At 72.6% G+C, this 13,408-nt stretch carries 14 protein-coding genes; 7 read left to right on the top strand and 7 right to left on the bottom strand.

Translation table 11 applies throughout. The features are described 5' to 3' along the window. The 6 genes from VMI11_07890 to VMI11_07865 all read right to left on the bottom strand — a co-directional run. On the bottom strand, window positions 1-1,126 hold a 1,126-nt coding region (locus VMI11_07890; GenBank protein ID HTY72330.1), incomplete at its 3' end, for an aldehyde dehydrogenase family protein. A 75-nt stretch (window positions 1,127-1,201) separates the two neighbouring features. Further along, on the bottom strand, window positions 1,202-2,248 hold the full coding sequence (locus VMI11_07885; protein HTY72329.1) for a branched-chain amino acid ABC transporter permease: 1,047 nt from the start codon (window positions 2,246-2,248) through the stop codon (window positions 1,202-1,204). Further along, window positions 2,245-3,120, bottom strand: a complete 876-nt coding sequence (locus tag VMI11_07880) for a branched-chain amino acid ABC transporter permease (GenBank protein ID HTY72328.1) — start codon at window positions 3,118-3,120, stop codon at window positions 2,245-2,247. The genes VMI11_07885 and VMI11_07880 overlap by 4 nt, the downstream gene beginning before the upstream one ends. Continuing rightward, on the bottom strand, window positions 3,117-3,836 hold the full coding sequence (locus VMI11_07875; GenBank protein HTY72327.1) for an ABC transporter ATP-binding protein: 720 nt from the start codon (window positions 3,834-3,836) through the stop codon (window positions 3,117-3,119). The genes VMI11_07880 and VMI11_07875 overlap by 4 nt, the downstream gene beginning before the upstream one ends. Further along, window positions 3,836-4,576: an ABC transporter ATP-binding protein gene (locus VMI11_07870; protein ID HTY72326.1), complete on the bottom strand. Its 741-nt coding sequence runs from the start codon at window positions 4,574-4,576 to the stop codon at window positions 3,836-3,838. The genes VMI11_07875 and VMI11_07870 overlap by 1 nt, the downstream gene beginning before the upstream one ends. A 28-nt stretch (window positions 4,577-4,604) precedes the next feature. Next, complete coding sequence (locus VMI11_07865) at window positions 4,605-5,984, bottom strand: ABC transporter substrate-binding protein (protein HTY72325.1); 1,380 nt, start codon at window positions 5,982-5,984, stop codon at window positions 4,605-4,607. Between the two features lie 101 nt (window positions 5,985-6,085). Between VMI11_07865 and VMI11_07860 the strand changes: the two genes are divergently transcribed. The 4 genes from VMI11_07860 (at window position 6,086) to VMI11_07845 (ending at window position 9,505) form a co-directional block, all read left to right on the top strand. Next, on the top strand, window positions 6,086-6,946 hold the full coding sequence (locus VMI11_07860) for an IclR family transcriptional regulator (protein ID HTY72324.1): 861 nt from the start codon (window positions 6,086-6,088) through the stop codon (window positions 6,944-6,946). A gap of 95 nt (window positions 6,947-7,041) precedes the next feature. Continuing rightward, the gene (locus VMI11_07855; GenBank protein HTY72323.1) at window positions 7,042-8,505 is read left to right on the top strand and encodes a benzaldehyde dehydrogenase; all 1,464 of its coding nucleotides are present in this window, start codon (window positions 7,042-7,044) and stop codon (window positions 8,503-8,505) included. A gap of 141 nt (window positions 8,506-8,646) precedes the next feature. Further along, complete coding sequence (locus tag VMI11_07850) at window positions 8,647-9,318, top strand: hypothetical protein (protein ID HTY72322.1); 672 nt, start codon at window positions 8,647-8,649, stop codon at window positions 9,316-9,318. Next, window positions 9,305-9,505: a DUF6186 family protein gene (locus VMI11_07845; protein HTY72321.1), complete on the top strand. Its 201-nt coding sequence runs from the start codon at window positions 9,305-9,307 to the stop codon at window positions 9,503-9,505. The genes VMI11_07850 and VMI11_07845 overlap by 14 nt, the downstream gene beginning before the upstream one ends. Window positions 9,506-9,564: 59 nt before the next feature. Here the strand turns inward: VMI11_07845 and VMI11_07840 are convergent, their stop codons facing one another. Then, a complete protein-coding gene (locus tag VMI11_07840) occupies window positions 9,565-10,380 on the bottom strand; it encodes an EAL domain-containing protein (protein HTY72320.1) in 816 nt (271 codons plus the stop codon). On the opposite strand from VMI11_07840, the gene VMI11_07835 reads away from it, so the two are divergent. Genes VMI11_07835 through VMI11_07825 form a run of 3 tightly spaced genes read left to right on the top strand, consistent with a single transcriptional unit; the run spans window position 10,379 to window position 13,349 of the window. Continuing rightward, complete coding sequence (locus tag VMI11_07835) at window positions 10,379-11,527, top strand: Nif3-like dinuclear metal center hexameric protein (GenBank protein HTY72319.1); 1,149 nt, start codon at window positions 10,379-10,381, stop codon at window positions 11,525-11,527. The two genes, VMI11_07840 and VMI11_07835, sit on opposite strands and share 2 nt — an antisense overlap. Continuing rightward, complete coding sequence (locus VMI11_07830) at window positions 11,524-12,267, top strand: C4-type zinc ribbon domain-containing protein (protein HTY72318.1); 744 nt, start codon at window positions 11,524-11,526, stop codon at window positions 12,265-12,267. The genes VMI11_07835 and VMI11_07830 overlap by 4 nt, the downstream gene beginning before the upstream one ends. Next, on the top strand, window positions 12,264-13,349 hold the full coding sequence (locus VMI11_07825) for a histidine phosphatase family protein (protein HTY72317.1): 1,086 nt from the start codon (window positions 12,264-12,266) through the stop codon (window positions 13,347-13,349). The genes VMI11_07830 and VMI11_07825 overlap by 4 nt, the downstream gene beginning before the upstream one ends. Window positions 13,350-13,408: the final 59 nt, after the last annotated feature.

Below are 13,408 nucleotides of genomic sequence, written 5' to 3'. Positions count from 1 at the left end.
CCAAGGTCGCCGGGTAGCACGGCCCGACGGCGGCACCGCCCGCGAGGACCTTCGCGCCGGCCGCCACCGCCTCGTCGACACGTCGCGACACCGTGGACAGCGCGTACTCGTTGATGAGCGGCCCGATCACCGTGTCGGGATCGCCGGGGTCGCCGTACGCGAGGCTGCTCGTCTTCGCGGCGAAGCGCTCGATGAACTCATCGGCGATCGCCCGCTCGACGAAGATGCGCCGCGCGCACATGCAGATCTGCCCCTGGTGGAGGAACGCGCCGTACGCCGCCGCGTCGACGGCGTAGTCGAGGTCGGCGTCGGCCAGGATGATGAACGGGTTCTGCCCGCCCAGCTCCAGCACCATCCGCTTGAGGTGCCGCCCGGCCGCCTCGGCGAGCCGTCGCCCGGTCGCTGTCGAACCGGTGAAGTTGATCCGTCGCACCCACGGGTGCGCGACGAGCTCCGCGCCGATGGCGCCTGCGTCGCCGGGGGCGTGGGTCACCACGTTGAGCACGCCCGGCGGCAGGCCGGCCTCCTCGAAGATCTCCGCCCAGACCAGCCCGCCGGAGTACGGCGACTCCTCGGAAGGCTTCAGAACCACTGTGTTGCCGAGCACGAGGGGAGCGGCGATCGCGCGTCCGGACAGGATGAGGGCCGCGTTCCACGGTGCGATGGCGGCGACGACCCCGACGGGACGGCGTACGGCCATCGCGACCGAGCCGTCCAGGTCCGAGGGCATGACCTGGCCGATCGCCGCGTACGGCGCCCCGGCCGCTTGTCGCAGCAGGGACTGCGCGAAGTCGAGCTGGATGGCGCCGAAGTCGCTGCCGCAACCGGTCTCGGCCGCCAGCCAGCCCAGGATCTCGCTGCGCCGGTCCATGAGGATCGTCGCGGCCTTGAGGAAGATCTCCTGCCTCAGCGCTGGGGGCGTGTGCGCCCACGTGCGAAACGCCTCGTGGGCGCTGCGCACGGCCGCCACCGCGTCCCCGGCACCGCCAGCGGCGACCTCGGCGACCACGCCCCCGGTCCAGGGGTTGTGGTCGTCGTAGACGCGGCCGTTCTCACCGAAGGACCAGCGGCCACCGACGTACATGCCCAGTCGCGGCGAGGTGTCGACCGTTCGCGGCTGCGTCACGGACACCTCCTCGATCTCGTCGACCCCGGGCAACCCCGGGACGCGTGAGTTCAGCCGGCGCCCGCGTCGGTCGGCTCAGCCGGCCCGTCGCCGCCCCGAGCCCTCCCGGGTCAGACGGTAGCCCACCGGCAGCAGTCGCACCTGCGTGCGCTCCTCGACCAGGCTCCAGAGGCCGCGGGGCAGCAGCAGCGCGAAGAGGATCGCGACGACACCGAGACCGACGAAGTACCACGCGCCCTGGTCGGCGAAGTAGTACTGAAGGCCGAAGTAGATCACCGCGCCGAGGATCGGGCCCTCGAAGGTGCCGAGACCGCCGACCAGCACCATGAAGATCATGTACGCGGTCCACTGCACGCCGAAGATCGACTGCGGCTGGATGAACAGCGTGTTGGCCAGGATCATCGCGCCGGCCGCACCGCAGCCGAAGGCGGCGAGGACGAAGAGGACGAGCTTCAGCGGAAGCACTCTGACCCCGACGGAGGCCGCGGCCTCCTCGTCGTCGCGGATCGCCTGCAGGGCGGCGCCGAACCTGCTGCGCAGCAGCCACCACGACAGGCCGAAGACGACGATCGTGAACGCGAGGGTGAGCCAGTAGGTGTAGCGCAGTCGCGTCGACTGGCCGTAGCCGTTGAGCGCCGTCAACGACGTACCGGTGCCGCCCCCCAGGCTCGAGTCGAGGGTCACCAGGATGCCCAGGACGGCGGCCACCACCCAGGTCCCGATCGCGAACTGGCCGCCGCGCAGCTGGAGGACGAGCGCGGAGATGGGCAGGGACAGCGCGGCGGCGACCCCCGCGGCGAGGACCATGGCCAGGTAGGGCTGAACCCCGTGCTGGGTGAGCCAGATCGTGGCGTAGGCGCCGATGCCGATGAACCCCTGCTGGCCCACCGAGACCAGGCCCCCGTAGCCGGCCAGCGCGTTCCACATGCCGGCGAGGATGACGAACAGCAGCAACGAGGTGAACTGCTCGACCGCGTTGTCGTTCAAGGTGATCGGGACGCTGACGAGGAGCACGAGGCCGACGAGCACGAACCCCAGGGACGTCAGCGACGAGCGGGACCAGCGCTGGACGCGGTACCGCGGCCGGTCGGGGGCAGCGTTCACCTCGGCGCCGGCACTCACGCTGCCACCCCGTGGGCGATCACGCGTCCCCGCGGGCTGGCGAGGACGGCGAGGAACAGGATGTGGCCCGCGAGGATCGCGTACTGCGGGTCGATGTGCCCTCCGATCGCCTGCGCGACGCCCAAGGCGATGCCTCCCCACAGCGTCCCCCACAGCGAGCCCAGGCCACCGATGACCACGGCCTCGAAGGCGAAGATGAGCTGGGTCGAGCCGCTGGAGGGGTCGAAGGTCGCCCGGATCGCCAGGAACGTGCCGGCGAGGGTGGCTGTCGCCACGGCGATCGCGGTCGCGCGGGCGTACACCGCCTTGGGGTGGATGCCGACGAGAGCCGCCGTGTCGGCGTCCTGCGCCGTCGCGCGCATCGCGCGTCCGAGCGGGGTGCGGTGCAGGAACGCCTGCAGGCCGCCCAGCACGGCGACCGCCGCGACCAGGCCGAGGACGCCGATGAGGGGGACCGAGATCTGGCTGGTCACGTTCCAGCTCGCCGTGGAGATCCACGGCGCGTACGGCGCCAGCGAGTGCACGTCCGGTGAGAACACCTGCAGGAGCAGGTTCTGGATGACGATGGCCAGCCCGAACGTGGTCAGCAGCGGGACGAGCTGCCCGCCGCGCAGGCTCCGGTCGAGGATCCCCAGCTGGAGCAGATAACCGAGGACCAACATCACTGGCAGGGCGATGACCAGGGCGAGGAACGGCGACCAACCCAGGTGGTCGCAGACGACGTAGACCAGATAGGAGCCGAGCACGGCGATGTCGCCGTGTGCCAGGTTGATGATGCGCATGACGCCGAACAGCAGGCTCAGTCCACAGGCGAGCAGTGCGTAGATGCCGCCGAGCATGACGCCCTGGACGATGAGGTTGGCCCAGGTCATGAGCCGCCTGCCGCCTGCCTGAGGCCGAAGTAGGCCTGGGTGACCTGCTCGCGGGTGAGCGAGTTCGCGGCGCCCTCGAGGACGACCCGGCCCTCGAGCATGCAGAGGACACGGTCCGCGAAGGCGAGGGCCCGGGTGAGGTCCTGCTCGACGAGGATCAGGGTGGCCCGGGATCGGTCCAGCCCCTCGAGGGAGTCGTAGACGCTCTGGACCGCGACGGGCGAGAGCCCCAGGGAAACCTCGTCGAGGAGCAGCAGCCGCGGGTTGGTCATCAGCGACCGCGCGATGGCGGCCGCCTGCTGCTGGCCGCCGGACAGCGTGCTCGCCCGCCGGTCCAGCAGCGGCTCGAGCATCGGGAAGGCCTCGGTCACCCTGGCCACGTCCCACGGGCCGGGGCGCCCGTTCTCCGCCGCCACCTGGAGGTTCTCCCGGACGGTCAGCGCCTGGAACAGGCGACGCCCCTCGGGGACCATCGCCACGCCGGAAGCGACCCGCTTGTACGCCGGCGCGCTCGTGACGTCGGCACCGTCGAAGCTGACCCTCCCCGCGCTCGGCTGGTGGGCGCCGGCCAGGCAGCGCAGCAGCGTCGTCTTCCCCGCGCCGTTGGCTCCGACGAGCGCGATCCGTTCGCCCTCTTCCACGGAGAAGGAGATGCCGCGCACCGCCTTGAGCAGCCCGTAACCGGCCTCGAGATCCTCGACCTGCAGAAGGCTCACTACGCCCTGCCCAGGTAGGCGTCGATGACCGCCGCGTTGCTCAGCACCTCGCGGGGCTCGCCGTCGGCGATGACTCGGCCGGCGTCCATGCACAGCAGCCGATCCACGACCTGGAGCAGGACATGGACGATGTGCTCGATCCACACGACGGCCACCCCGCCGTCGCGCAGCGAGCGGATCAGCCGGACGAGGTCCTCGGTCTCCGCGTCGGTGAGCCCGCCGCCGATCTCGTCGAGCAGGAGCACGGTCGGAGAGGTGGCGAGCGAACGGGCGACCTCGAGGCGCTTGCGGTGCAGCAGGCCGAGGCTGGCCGCACGACGGTTGGCCAGCTCGGCGAGGCCGCACAGCTCGAGGACCTCGATCGAGCGTCGATAGAGGTCCCCGCGGGCGAGGCGGCCGCCGGCCGATGCGCCCACGAGGACGTTCTCGAGCACCGTCATGCCCGTGAAAGGGCGCGGGATCTGGAACGCCCGGCCGATGCCTCGCCGGCAGCGCATCGCAGGCCGGAGCTTGCTGACCTCCTCACCGCCGAGGCGGACCGAGCCGGCGCTCGGGGTGACCGACCCCGCGAGCACGCCGAGGAGGGTGGTCTTGCCGGCCCCGTTGGGACCGACGATGCCCACCGCCTCCCCGGCGGCCACGCGGAAGTCGACGTGGTCGAGCACGACGAGGTCGCCGTACCGCTTGACCAGCCCCGAGCCCTCCAGCACGGGCACGACCTCGGTGCTCGTGCCGCTCATCGCACCTCCGTCGCGGTGGAGCGGGGACTCACGAGTATGGCTGCAGCTTGGCCGCCACGGGCACGTTCGGGTCGTTGGAGTTCTCGCAGACGACGAAGTCCAGCGGGAACTTCCCGCTTGTCGCCTTCACCCACTGACCGCCGATGATCGGCGTGGCCACGACGTTCGCGACCGGTCCCTTGCCCCACTGCAGCTTCCCGATCACCGTGTCCACGCTGAGGGTGGCCATCGCCGCGGCCACCGCCTGCTTGTCCTTTGGGTCCTGGACGCCCTTGAGGACCGCATTGGCCACGTCGAAGAGGGCGAGGCTCGGGCCGAGCTGCATGTTCCACTGCTTGCCCGAGGCGGACTCGTAGCCGGAGGCCAGGTTGGCGGAGCTGACGTTGGTGAGCGTGGAGGTGTAGGGCCACGTGGGTCCCCAGTACTCCGCGCTCGCCAGGTTCTGGCCGATCGTGCCGAGCGAGGTCACCTGCGAGGGGAACAGCCCAGTCTTCGCGATCTGGGCGATCTTCGGCTTGTAGCCCTGCTGGGCGGCCTGGTGCCAGAAGGTGGCGAAGTCCGGCGGGATGGGGAAGGTGTTGAAGATCTGGCAGTCGGTCTTCTTGAACAGCGCGATCTGCGAGGAGTAGTCGTTGGTGCCGTCGGCATAGGCGCCCGGGTCGACGATCGTGTAGCCAGCCTTCTTCAGCAGGGGGCCGAGCGAGGCGCGAATCGCGTTGCCGTCCGCGTCGTTGGGCCACATGACGCCGACCTTCTTGTTGGTCGGGACCTGTGGCCACATCGTCGTGTAGGCGTTGGCGAACTGCTGCACGCCGAAGCAGAAGTGGTAGGTGTACTTGAAGGGCGAGGGCTTGCCGGGCTTGGCGCCGCGACCGAAGTACCACGCCTCCCACGGGACGACCGTCGAGATGCAGGGCACCCCGGCGGCCTCGCAGGCGTCTGAGACCGGGTTGACCGTCTCCGGCGTCGACGTCGTGAGCATCACGTCGACGTTGCTGCCGTGGATGAGGTCGTTGGCCACCTGCGCCCCGCGCTGCGGGTTGGACTGTCCGTCCTTGTCGATGATCTCGACGGCGTAGCGCTTGCCGCCCACCTCGACGCCCGACGCGAAGGCCTGTCGGGCCAGCCCGAGGACGTAGCCGTCAGGCTCGCCGAAGCCCGCGGCGGGACCGGTGCGGGGGCTGACGAAACCGATCTTGATCGTCCCGGCGGTGGCCGTCGAGGCGGCCGCGCTGCCCGCGGCGGACGCGGCGGGGCTGCTGCCCCCGCCGCCGCCGCTGGAGCTGCTCCGGCACGCGGCAAGGAGGGGGGAGAGGGCCAGGCCGGCGGCCCCGAGGCCGGTCACCTGGAGGAACGTGCGGCGGCTGGGGTCCGCGGGGGTGGGCTCGGGCTCGGGCTGGACGTCCACGTCTGACCTCCGGAGCTGGGCGACCGGCTCTGACGACCGGTGGTCGCGCACGGTAGAGAGGGCCTCCTGAGGGGTCAAGCAACCGTTCTACTATTCGGGACGTGGCTCTCGAGAATGCGCACGGCGAGCGGGAACCGCTCGAGAACGCGCACGGCGAGCGGGACCCGGCGCAGTCGCGCTCGCTCGAGCGAGGCCTGGGCATCCTCATGACCTTCAGCGAGACCCGTGCCCTGCTCGGGATCGCCGACCTCTCGCGCGCGGTGGAGCTGAACAAGTCCACGACCCACCGCTACGTGGCAACGCTCACCTCGCTCGGCTTCCTGCAGCAGGACCCGGAGACCCGCAAGTACCGCCTCGGCCCGCGCGTCGTCGACCTCGGCTTCGCCGCGATCAACGCCATGGAGATCACCCGGGTCGCGGGGCGTTCGCTGCAGGCGCTCTCCGATGAGACCGGCTTCACCGTCTCGATGGCCGTTCTCGACGGCACCGACATCGTGTACGTCGACCGGCGGCGAAGCGTCCGCGAGGGTCAGCTCGGCATCCACCTCGACCTGCACGTCGGCTCGCGGCTGCCGGCGTACTGCACGGCCCTGGGCAAGGTCCTCCTCGCGCACCAGCCCGCCGACCGGCTCCGCGACCTGCTCGAGCGGACCGACCTGGCCCGGCGCGGTCCGAACACCCTGACCGCGAGGGAGGCGCTGCTCACGGCGCTGCGGCGGGTCCGCCAGCAGGGCTTCGCGGTCAACGACGAGGAGCTCGCCCCGGGGCTGCATGCCGTCGCGGCGCCCATCCGCGACGGGCGGGGAAGCGTCGTGGCGGCGGCCAACGTCGCGGTCCACCTCTCGATGTGGAACGCCCCGGTCGAGACCGTGGTGGCCCGGCTGGAGGCGCCACTTCGGCGCACGGTCATGGAGATCTCCTCGCGGATGGGCTACAGGGTCCCGTCGCAACCGTCCTGCTGAGGTCTGGCGTTCCATCCAGCCGAACGTCGTCCTCTTGACTAGAACGGCGAGGCCCTCCTACGGTCTGGCCACCTCGGCGCCGGTGAGGAGATTCCATGGGTCTGATGGACGCTGCGACATGGTCGGGCAAGGTTTTCCTCGGCGGAGAGTGGCGACCCGCCACCGGCGGGGTGTACCCCGTCGTGGAGCCCGCGACGGGCAACGAGCTGGAGCGCATGGGCCAGCCGACCGTCGCCGACGTGGACGAGGCGGTGGCCAGCGCGGCCGCCGCGCAGGAGGCGTGGGCCGCGACGCCGTACCCGGCGCGCGCCGCGGTCCTGCGCAAGGCGGGAGACCTCTGGCAGGAGCACGGGGACGACATCGCCTTCTGGAACGTCCGTGAGGTGGGTGCCATCCCGGGGATGGCCGCCTTCTCGCTGCACGTGGCCGCGCAGGAGTGCTACGAGGCGGCGGCCCTGCCCAGCCGGGCGTACGGCGAGCTGATCCCGAGCGAGGAGCCGCGCCTGTCCCTCGCCCGCCGCGTGCCCGCGGGTGTGGTCGCGGTGATCTCGCCGTTCAACGTGCCGGTCATCCTCGGAATCCGCTCGGTGGCGCCGGCCCTCGCGCTCGGCAACGCGGTCGTCCTCAAGCCCGACCCGCGGACCGCGGTGACCGGCGGGGTGAGCATCGCCCGCATCTTCGAGGAGGCGGGGCTGCCACCCGGCGTCCTGCAGATGTTGCCGGGCGGGGTCGACGTCGGCGAGGCGCTCATCGCGCACCCGTCGGTGCGCGTCGTGTCCTTCACCGGGTCCACGGCAGCGGGGCGGCGGGTCGGAGAGCTCGCCGGCCGGCACCTCACCCGCGCCCACCTCGAGCTGGGCGGGAACTCCGCGCTGCTCGTCCTCGACGACGCCGACGTCGACCAGGCGGTCACCCTGGCCGCGTGGGGCTCGTTCTTCCACCAGGGCCAGATCTGCATGACGACCGGGCGCCACATCGTCCACGAGCGGCTCTACGACGACTACGTCGACAAGCTCGCCGCCAAGGCCGCGCACCTGCCGGTGGGCAACCCCGCGACGGAGCAGGTCGCGCTCGGGCCGGTCATCGATGAGAGGCAGCGCAACAAGATCCACGGTCTGGTCACCGCGAGCATCGAAGCGGGGGCGAAGGCCGCCGCCGGTGCCGAGTACGACCGCCTTTTCTACCGCCCGACCGTGCTCGCCGACGTGCCCACCAGCTCGCCCGCGTTCGCCGACGAGATCTTCGGCCCGGTCGCCCCCGTCACCAGCTTCAGCGACGTCGACGAGGCGATCCGGCTCGCCGCGGACACGCCGTACGGGCTGGCGCTGGGCATCGTCACCCGCGACGTCATGAAGGGCCTCGCGGTCGCCGAGCGCATCCCCAGCGGCATCGTGCACATCAACGACCAGACGGTGAGCGACGAGGCGAACATCCCCTTCGGCGGCGTCGGGGCGTCGGGCACCGGGTCGCGCTTCGGTGGCGCCGCGGCGAACATCGACGCCTTCACCGAGACCCAGTGGGTGACGATCCGCCGTGAGCCCCCGGCGTACCCGTTCTGAGCGCTCGACACCTGGTAGGCCGGCGACGTCGTCAAGCCGGTGCTTGCGCACGGCCTGACGACAACGTCAACCCACAAGGCGCATCCTTGAGCAGTCGGCGACACCGGTCGCCGGCGCGTCGGGGAGGTGAGCCTCTTGTCCGTGCCTGACCATGACCCGGCGGCCGAGCACCCGGCTCTCAGCGTCGGCCTCGCCGCGGTCGCCACCGACGTCACCGTCTGGATCCTCGTCCTCGCGGCCTTCTTCGACGGGGTCTCGGACAACTGGGTGCATGCGATCCTGCTCACCGCGGTGAGCGTGCTGGTCGCACGCGACGCGGTGCTCGCGGTCCGTGGAGTCGACGCGCCGGAGAGCGTGGCCCTGCTGCCGGGGTCCGGCCACCTCACCCGCCGTCAGGGGCTCGGCCTGCTGCTCGTGGCCGTGGCCTATTCGGCGGTCGCCGGGGCGTGGGGCCGCTACACCTGGCCGGACACCTTCGCGATCCTCGTGCCGGGGGTCGCGGTGCTCATGGTCGGTTGGCGCGGGTCGCTACGGCCGGTGCCGGTCCCCGACGCGCCGTCTCGGCGCGGCGTGCGGACGTGGAGCCTCGTGCTCGTGGCCCTCGGCCTCTGGGAGCTGTTCGCCCTGCTCGCCCAGCCGTCGTTCACCGTCTCCAGCGACGCCCATCCGACGGTCAGCTATCTCATGGACCCTGTCCTCGCGAGCCACCTCGGCCGCTCGCTGACGCTGCTCGCGTGGCTGGTGATCGGCTGGTACGTGCTCGGCCAGGTGCCGGGCCGCCCTCGCGAGGAGGTCGCCGATGACGTGGCGTGAGCTCACCATCCTCGGCTACCTCGTCATCGTCGGCGCCGGGGTGGCCCTCGAGGTGGTCAGCCGGCGACCCGACTCCAAGCTGCCGTCCTTCGAGCTCCTCCTGAGCCGCGTCATGCGAACCCGGTCGGGCCGGGTCAGCGTGCTCGCCGCATGGACCTGGGTGGGCCTGCACTTCTTCGCCCGCTGACTCGGCGGGCCACGCCCCGGCTGTCGCGTCGGACTCGGGGGCCGCTCGTGACCGTCGGGTCAGGACTGGGGTGACGGGCTGGGGGCGCCCAGGGCGAGCCCACGGGCGCAGTCGGCGTCGAGCGCGACGGCCTCCGCCCGCTGGCGCGGGCCGTCGACGCCGATCGCCATCACCCGCGCGCCGACCGAGCGCCCGGTCTCGACCCAGGCGCGGGTCCGGTCGGACGAGGCCCGGCCTGGTCGGCTCACGTCCACCTGGACGTAGTCCGGGCGCAGCCACGGCAGCGCCGAGGTGACGGCCTCGTCGTCGGCCAGGTCGTCGACGGCGAGGCCCCAGCCCCAGCCGCGCATCTCCTCGACCGCGCGGCGCAGCTTGGCGAGGTCGGCGAAGGAGTCGTCGTGCAGCTCGGCCACGACGGTCAGGGCCCGTCGACCACGAGCGAAGGACACCGCGAGGCGTGGCGGGCACGGGACGGCGTACGTCGCCGGCTCCGGCGTCAGGTGCAGCTCGACGGCCATGCCGGCGTCCACGGCGACGTCGAAGGTGTGGCAGCGCCAGGCCCAGTCCAGCCGCTCGGCGAGCCCCAGGCGGTTGGCGCCCTCGAGCAGGGAGAGCGTGTCGCCGACCTCGGTACCGGGCCGGCCGCGCCCGGTCGCCTTCTGCCCCACGACGGTGTCGTCGGAGAGCCGGCGGATCGGCTGGAAGTCGGGGCCGAGCAGCGACGGCTCGGCGATGAGCTCCTCGATCGCGACCCGGGTGGCACGGGCCCGTTCGAGGTCCCCCGTCAGGCTCATGAGGCCCTGATCGACCGTCGTGAGGCGCACCTTGACCGTGATCGCCGTCGTGGTGCGCCACCCGGCATGATCGGGGCCCATGGCGACGGTGCGGCTGCGCGACCTGACGGCGGCGATGGACTCGCTCTACGACCCCGCCAACGCGGCCGAATGGGACCAGGTCGGGCTCGTCTGCGGTGACCCGGACGCGGTGGTGGAGCGGGTGCTGCTCGCGGTGGACCCGGCGGCACCGGTGGTCGACGAGGCACTGGACTGGGGCGCGGGGCTGCTCATCACCCACCATCCACTGTTCCTCCACGCCCGCCCGTCTGCGGCGGCGACGACCTGGCGAGGCCGCCTCGTGCACCGTCTCGTCTCCGGCGGGTGCGCCCTGCTGGTCGCCCACACCAATGCCGACGTGGCCCGACCCGGGGTGAGCGACGCCCTCGCGGAGGTGCTCGGCGTCGACCCGGAGTCGACGCAGCCGCTTCGCCCGGGTCCGGGCGCGGCGCTGGACCTGCTCACCGTGTACGTGCCCCGCGACGAACGGGACCGGCTCGTGTCGGCGCTCGCGGCAGCCGGCGCCGGCCGCCTCGGCGACTACGAGCGAGCCGCGTTCTTCGCCGACGGGACCGGGACCTTCCGCCCTCTGCCCGGCGCGCGTCCCGCGATCGGGTCGGTCGGTGCGGTGGAGGAGGTGCCCGAGGCCCTGGTGCAGATGATCGTGCCGGCGGACCGGCACGAGGACGTCGTGCGCGCGCTGCGGGCGACGCACCCGTACGAGGAGCCCGCCTTCACGGTGGTGGCCGCGCTCCCCGAGCCAGGAACCACCGGGCTCGGCCGGGTGGGCGAGCTGCGCGAGGCGACGACGGTGGCCGGGCTGGCTCGTCGCGCGGCTCAGGCGTTGGGTGTGGGACCGGAGGGCGTACGTGCCGCCGGCGCCCCTGAACGAACCGTGCGCCGGGTCGCCGTCGTGGGAGGGGCCGGGGACTCCGAGCTCGACCTGGTCCGCTCCTCGGGGGTGGACGCCTACGTCACTGCCGACCTGCGCCACCACCCGGCCCTCGACGCCATGTCCGCCGAGGGGCCGGCGCTGCTCGACGTCGGCCACTGGGCGAGCGAGCACCCCTGGCTCGGGCAGGCCGCCCGCCTGCTCGGCGACGCGCTCGGACCGGCGGCTAGCGTGGAGACCCGCGTGTCCACGGTCCGGACCTCTCCGTGGACGGTGCTCGAAGGGAGCCAGCCCTGAACGCCGACCCGGCCGCCCAGCTGCGGCTGCTCGAGGTGCAGCGGCTCGACGCCCGCCTCGACCAGCTGGCCCACCGCCGGATGACGCTGCCCGAGCTGGCCGAGATCCGCGAGCTCAGCGCCGAGCAGGCCGAGCTCCACGACCGCACGGTGGCCGCCGAGACCGAGGAGAGCGACGTCTCCCGCGAGCTGGCCAAGGCCGAGGCGGACGTCGAGCAGGTGCGCACCCGGGCCTCCCGCGACCAGCAGCGCCTCGACGTCGGGCAGGTCTCCTCGCCCCGCGAGCTGGAGAACCTCCAGCACGAGATCGCGTCCCTGGCCAAGCGGCAGCAAGACCTCGAGGAGGTCGAGCTCGAGGTGATGCAGCGCCTCGAGGACGTCCAGGCATTGCTCGGGTCCCTCGCCGCGCAGCGGGCCACCGTCGAGGAGAGCCTCGCGGCCGCCGGAGGGCGCAGGGACGCCCAGTTCGCGGCGATCGACGCGGAGACGGCCGAGCTCGCCGGCCAGCGGTCGGCCCTCGTCCCCGACGTACCCGAGGCGCTGCTCGCCCTGTACGAGAAGCTGCGTGCCACCGGCGGGGGCGTGGGTGCGGCCGAGCTGCGGCAGCGCCGGTGCCAGGGCTGCCGGCTCGAGCTCAACACGACCGACGTCAACCGGATCCGGGCGGCCGCCCCTGACGAGGTGCTGCGCTGCGAGGAGTGCGGGCGCATCCTGGTCCGGACCGCCGACTCGGGGCTGTGAGCGCCGGCGCGCGTCGACGACTCGTCGTCCAAGCCGACGGCGGGTCGCGCGGCAACCCCGGCCCGGCCGCGTACGGCGCCGTCGTGACGGACGGGGCGACCGGTGCGGTGCTCGCCGAGCGCGGAGAGACGATCGGGGTCGCCTCGAACAACGTCGCCGAGTACCGCGGACTCATCGCGGGGCTGGCCGCCGCTCGCGAGATCGACCCCTCCGCCGAGGTCGAGGTCCTGCTGGACTCCAAGCTCGTCGTCGAGCAGATGTCCGGGCGCTGGCAGGTCAAGCACCCGGACATGAAGGTGCTCGCCAAGGAGGCGCTGGCCGCGTTCCCCCCGGAACGGGTGAGCTACACCTGGGTGCCGCGTGAGCGCAACGCTGACGCCGACCGGCTGGTCAACGACGCCCTCGACGGTCGCCGCGTCGGTGGTTCGCCGGCCGCCGCGGCCGCGCCGGCGTCGCGGGGCGAGGCGACGGAGCTCGTCCTGGTCCGGCACGGGGAGACGCCGCTGACCGGCGAGCGGCGCTACAGCGGCTTCGGCGGGAGCGATCCCTCGCTCACCGGGCCGGGCCGGGCGCAGGCCGGCGCCGTCGGGCGGGCGCTCGCGGACGCGGGTATCGCGCCAGCCGTCGTGGTCACCTCGCCGATGGCCCGTACCCGCGAGACGGCGGCGATCGTGGCCGAGGCCCTCGGTGTCAGCGCCGTTGCGGTGGACGACGACCTGCGGGAGATCAGCTTCGGGGAGTGGGACGGCTTCAGCTTCGCCGAGGTGCGCGAGCGCTGGCCGGCCGAGCTTGCGGCGTTCCTGCGTTCCACCCACGCCGTGCCGCCGGGTGGGGAGTCTCTGGAGTCGGTCGCGTCGCGCGTGGACGACGTCCTGGGCCGCCTGCTGCGGGCCCACCCGGGCCGCACGGTCGTCGCGGTCACCCACGTCACACCGGTGAAGGTGCTGGTGGCGAAGGCGCTCGGCGCGCCGCTGGCGGCGGTGCACCGCATGGAGCTCGGACCCGGCTCGATCACCAGCCTGGCGTGGTGGCCGGACGGCAACGCCACCCTGCGGACGTACAACCACCGTCCCCCGGCCTGACTCCGCGCCTGACTCCGCGGCCAGGCTCCGCCCCTGCCGCGCCCGCCCCCGCCTGATCC

This window comes from Actinomycetes bacterium, assembly GCA_035506535.1.
Lineage (GTDB): Bacteria > Actinomycetota > Actinomycetes > DATJPE01 > DATJPE01 > DATJPE01.
This window is presented reverse-complemented; position numbering and strand designations above follow the sequence as displayed.

Coding starts and splice junctions, on each gene's coding strand:
- VMI11_07835 (HTY72319.1), top strand. CDS start 10,379: ATGGCGACGGTGCGGCTGCGCGACCTGACGGCGGCGATGGACTCGCTC.
- VMI11_07855 (HTY72323.1), top strand. CDS start 7,042: ATGGGTCTGATGGACGCTGCGACATGGTCGGGCAAGGTTTTCCTCGGC.
- VMI11_07870 (HTY72326.1), bottom strand. CDS start 4,576: ATGAGCGGCACGAGCACCGAGGTCGTGCCCGTGCTGGAGGGCTCGGGG.
- VMI11_07880 (HTY72328.1), bottom strand. CDS start 3,120: ATGACCTGGGCCAACCTCATCGTCCAGGGCGTCATGCTCGGCGGCATC.
- VMI11_07845 (HTY72321.1), top strand. CDS start 9,305: ATGACGTGGCGTGAGCTCACCATCCTCGGCTACCTCGTCATCGTCGGC.
- VMI11_07840 (HTY72320.1), bottom strand. CDS start 10,380: ATGGGCCCCGATCATGCCGGGTGGCGCACCACGACGGCGATCACGGTC.